General features: G+C 45.1%; 5 protein-coding genes and 2 pseudogenes. All 7 read left to right on the top strand.

Translation table 11 applies throughout. The annotated features are described in order from the left end of the window. A pseudogene (locus ACZM60_RS14460) lies at positions 1 to 148 on the top strand (ferritin); the annotation flags it as partial. 28 nt (positions 149 to 176) lie between these two features. Beyond that, positions 177 to 1226, top strand: a complete 1050-nt coding sequence (locus tag ACZM60_RS14455; RefSeq protein WP_004295283.1) for a class I fructose-bisphosphate aldolase — start codon at positions 177 to 179, stop codon at positions 1224 to 1226. A gap of 13 nt (positions 1227 to 1239) precedes the next feature. After that, the gene (gene gpmA / locus ACZM60_RS14450; protein WP_004295282.1) at positions 1240 to 1989 is read left to right on the top strand and encodes a 2,3-diphosphoglycerate-dependent phosphoglycerate mutase; all 750 of its coding nucleotides are present in this window, start codon (positions 1240 to 1242) and stop codon (positions 1987 to 1989) included. A gap of 67 nt (positions 1990 to 2056) precedes the next feature. Then, the gene (locus ACZM60_RS14445; protein ID WP_004295281.1) at positions 2057 to 2485 is read left to right on the top strand and encodes an Hsp20/alpha crystallin family protein; all 429 of its coding nucleotides are present in this window, start codon (positions 2057 to 2059) and stop codon (positions 2483 to 2485) included. An 85-nt stretch (positions 2486 to 2570) separates the two neighbouring features. Further along, positions 2571 to 3026 carry an RNA polymerase sigma factor gene (locus tag ACZM60_RS14440; RefSeq protein ID WP_005641942.1) on the top strand — a complete coding sequence of 152 codons (456 nt, stop codon included), beginning with the start codon at positions 2571 to 2573 and terminating at the stop codon, positions 3024 to 3026. Next, a pseudogene (locus ACZM60_RS14435) lies at positions 2992 to 3066 on the top strand (RNA polymerase sigma factor); the annotation flags it as partial. The gene ACZM60_RS14440 and the pseudogene ACZM60_RS14435, both read left to right, overlap by 35 nt. Before the next feature lie 25 nt (positions 3067 to 3091). After that, a partial coding sequence (pfkA, locus tag ACZM60_RS14430; protein ID WP_484242518.1) for a 6-phosphofructokinase occupies positions 3092 to 4041 on the top strand: 950 nt, incomplete at its 3' end.

Below are 4041 nucleotides of genomic sequence, written 5' to 3'. Positions count from 1 at the left end.
CAATGCCACTCAGGACTTCTTGTGGCAATTTGTTCGTGAGCAAGTAGAAGATGAAGCGAATGTACTCAATATTGTTAGTCATCTGAGGAAAGCCGGAGACTGTGCTATCCTTTTTATGGATGCAAAACTGGGTGAACGGGAGTCATAAACCAGAATAATCAATAAAAATAAATAAAATGAAAATAGTAGATTTATTGGGAGGAAAGGCTGAGTACTACCTGAACCATACATGTAAGACGATAGACAAACAACTTATCCATATTCCGGGACCGGATATGATAGATAAGGTATGGATGAATTCCGACAGGAATATACGCACCTTGGAGAGCCTACAAGCCCTGTACGGGCACGGGCGTTTGGCCAATACCGGGTATGTCTCCATCCTGCCGGTGGATCAGGGCATAGAACATTCTGCAGGAGCGTCTTTCGCCCCCAATCCGCTTTATTTCGATCCCGAAAACATCATAAAGCTGGCCATTGAAGGAGGATGCAACGCCGTGGCATCCACATTCGGAGTTCTGGGAGCTGTGGCACGTAAGTACGCCCATAAGATTCCTTTCATCGTGAAGTTGAACCATAACGAGCTGCTGACTTATCCGAACAGCTACGACCAGGTAATGTTCGGTACGGTGAAAGAGGCATGGAACATGGGAGCCGTAGCTGTCGGTGCTACCATTTATTTCGGTTCGGAACAAAGCCGCCGCCAGATAGTGGAAGTGTCACAGGCTTTTGAATATGCCCACGAACTGGGAATGGCTACTATTCTGTGGTGCTATTTGAGAAACAGCAGCTTCAAAAAGGATGGTACCGACTATCATGCCGCTGCCGACTTGACAGGACAAGCCAACCATATCGGGGTTACCATTAAAGCCGATATCGTGAAGCAGAAGCTCCCATCCAATAACGGCGGTTTCAAGGCTATCGGATTCGGAAAGACAAACGAGTGTATGTATTCGGAACTGACCACTGACCATCCGATAGACCTTTGCCGTTATCAGGTGGCGAATGGCTATATGGGACGTGTCGGATTGATTAACTCGGGCGGTGAATCCCATGGGGAATCCGACCTGCATGATGCTGTCGTAACGGCAGTAGTAAATAAGCGTGCAGGTGGTATGGGGCTGATCAGCGGTCGTAAGGCTTTCCAGAAACCGATGAAAGACGGAATTCAACTTCTGAACACCATTCAGGACGTATATCTGGATTCTTCAATAACCATTGCATAAAGAAGAAGTATCCATGAAAAGAATAGTGTTATTACGTCATGGCGAAAGTCTATGGAACAAAGAAAACCGTTTTACTGGATGGACGGACGTGGATTTAAGCGAGAAAGGAGTTGAAGAAGCCTGCAAGGCAGGCGATGCATTACGGGAGGCTGGATTTTCTTTTGAGGCAGCTTACACTTCTTACTTGAAACGTGCCGTAAAAACGTTGAACTGTGTCTTGGACCGGCTGGATAAAGACTGGATTCCGGTTGAAAAGACCTGGCGGCTGAACGAGAAGCATTACGGTATGCTTCAGGGACTGAATAAGAGTGAAACAGCGGTCCAATATGGTGAAGAACAAGTACACATCTGGCGAAGAAGCTATGACGTGGCTCCCGCTCCGGTAGGCAAAGATGATCCCCGTAATCCGGGCATGGATATCCGCTATGCCGGTGTACCAGATAGCGAACTTCCCCGTACGGAATCCCTGAAAGATACTATTGGGCGTGTCATGCCTTACTGGAAATGCATCATCTTTCCCGCATTGATGTATAAGGACAGCCTGCTGGTAGTCGCCCATGGTAACAGCCTGCGCGGAATCATCAAGCATCTCAAAGGAATTTCCGATACGGATATTTCCAACCTGAACCTGCCTACGGCAGTTCCTTATGTCTTTGAATTTGACGACAGGCTGGTTCTTGTCAAGGACTACTACCTTGGAAACCCGGAAGAGATACGGAAACGGGCAGAAGCTGTGGCCAAACAAGGGATGGCTAAAAAATAAAAATCTGTCTATCAAGCAGATGCTTTTTTTTAAGTTTTAATTATTAACTTTTAAAGAGGAGGTAAAAATGGTACCTGTAAAAACAAACCAGAATTGGTTACCGAGTATTTTTAACGATTTCTTTGACAATGAATGGATGGCAAGAGCAAACGCTACGGCTCCAGCCATCAATGTGATTGAGAATGAAAAGGACTACAAGGTAGAACTGGCAGCTCCAGGAATGACCAAGAATGATTTTAAGGTAAGTGTGGATGAAAGCAACAATCTGGTAATCTGCATGGAAAAAAAGGACGAGAAAAAGGAGGAGAAGAAAGACGGAAAATACTTGCGCCGTGAATTCTCCTATTCCCGATTCCAGCAGAGTATCCTGCTGCCGGATAATGTGGAAAAAGATAAAATTTCGGCCAAAGTGGAACACGGGGTCCTGTTTATCGATATTCCCAAAGTCGTAGATAAGAAGGTTCAGGAAACCACCAAAACTATTGATGTCAAATAAGATATCTTGATGAGACTCTACAGAAGGCATTTCTTATTATCAGGGAATGCCTTCACCCGGATATTTGAATTCCAAAATAAATATAATGAGAGGATTTGATTTCGATAAAGCGCTGGTAGCCCTTCAGAATGAACTGCATTGTTTTGCATATAAACTGACTGCTGACAAGGATGAAGCAGAAAACTTGTTGCAGGAAACAATGTTGAGGACGTTGGATAATAAGGATAAGTTTGATTCCGGTACGAATTTTAAAGGCTGGATGTATACCATCATGCGCAATGCATTTATCAATAATTGCCGGACAAAGAAAATACGAGGGAATTTATATGTATTATCAGAACCTGAATATCATTTCCTGTTAAGGGACGACTCTTTCATTTTCGTGGATAACGGGCATGATGCAAAAGAGATAAGGGAAGCCCTTAAAACATTGCCTAAAGCGCATTATGTCGTTTTTATGTTGTACCGGAGTCAAATATCGGGAAATAGCCGCAAAGATAGGAGTGTCACTGAGTACGATAAAAAGCCGTATCTTTTATAGCAGAAAAAGGCTAAAACAGTTGCTTTCTAATTTTGCCTGATTAATTAAAATATAAAAAACAAATTATGGATAACAAGTATATTGGAATTCTGACTTCCGGAGGGGATGCTTCAGGAATGAACGCGGCTATCCGTGCCGTGACCCGCGCCGCCATTTTTAACGGATTTAAAGTGAAAGGAATTTATAGAGGTTACGAGGGGCTGATTGCCGGTGAAGTGAAAGAACTCACGACGGAAGATGTAAGTAGCATTATCCAGAGGGGAGGCACCATACTGAAAACAGCTCGCTCCGAGACTTTCACCACTCCCGAAGGACGCAAGAAAGCTTATAAGGTCATACAGAAAGAGAACATCAATGCTTTGATAATTATCGGTGGAGACGGTTCCCTGACGGGAGCCCGTATCTTTGCGGAGGAGTATGATGTGACGTGCATAGGATTGCCCGGCACCATTGACAATGACCTATATGGTACCGATTTTACCATAGGATATGATACGGCATTGAACACCATTGTGGAATGCGTGGATAAAATCAGGGACACGGCAACCTCCCATGACCGTATCTTCTTTGTCGAAGTGATGGGGCGTGATGCGGGCTTCCTGGCACAAAACAGCGCAATAGCTTCCGGTGCTGAAGCGGCCATCATCCCGGAGGACAGGACGGACGTGGACCAGTTGGAAACATTCATCGGGCGCGGATTCAGAAAGACGAAAAACAGCAGCATCGTAATTGTGACCGAAAGTCCTGAAAACAAGAATGGAGGTGCCATATATTACGCCGACCGGGTAAAGAAGGAATATCCCGGGTATGATGTCAGGGTTTCTATCCTGGGCCATCTGCAACGGGGTGGTGCTCCGAGTGCCAATGACCGTATACTGGCAAGCCGGCTGGGTGAAGCCGCAATCCAGGCCTTAATGGAAGGCCAGCGAAATGTTATGATAGGCATACGGAACAACGAGATTGTTTATGTTCCTTTTGTCCAGGCAATCAAAAAGGACAAGCCTATTGACAAAAG

This window comes from Phocaeicola sp. (genome assembly GCF_057861905.1).
This window is presented reverse-complemented; position numbering and strand designations above follow the sequence as displayed.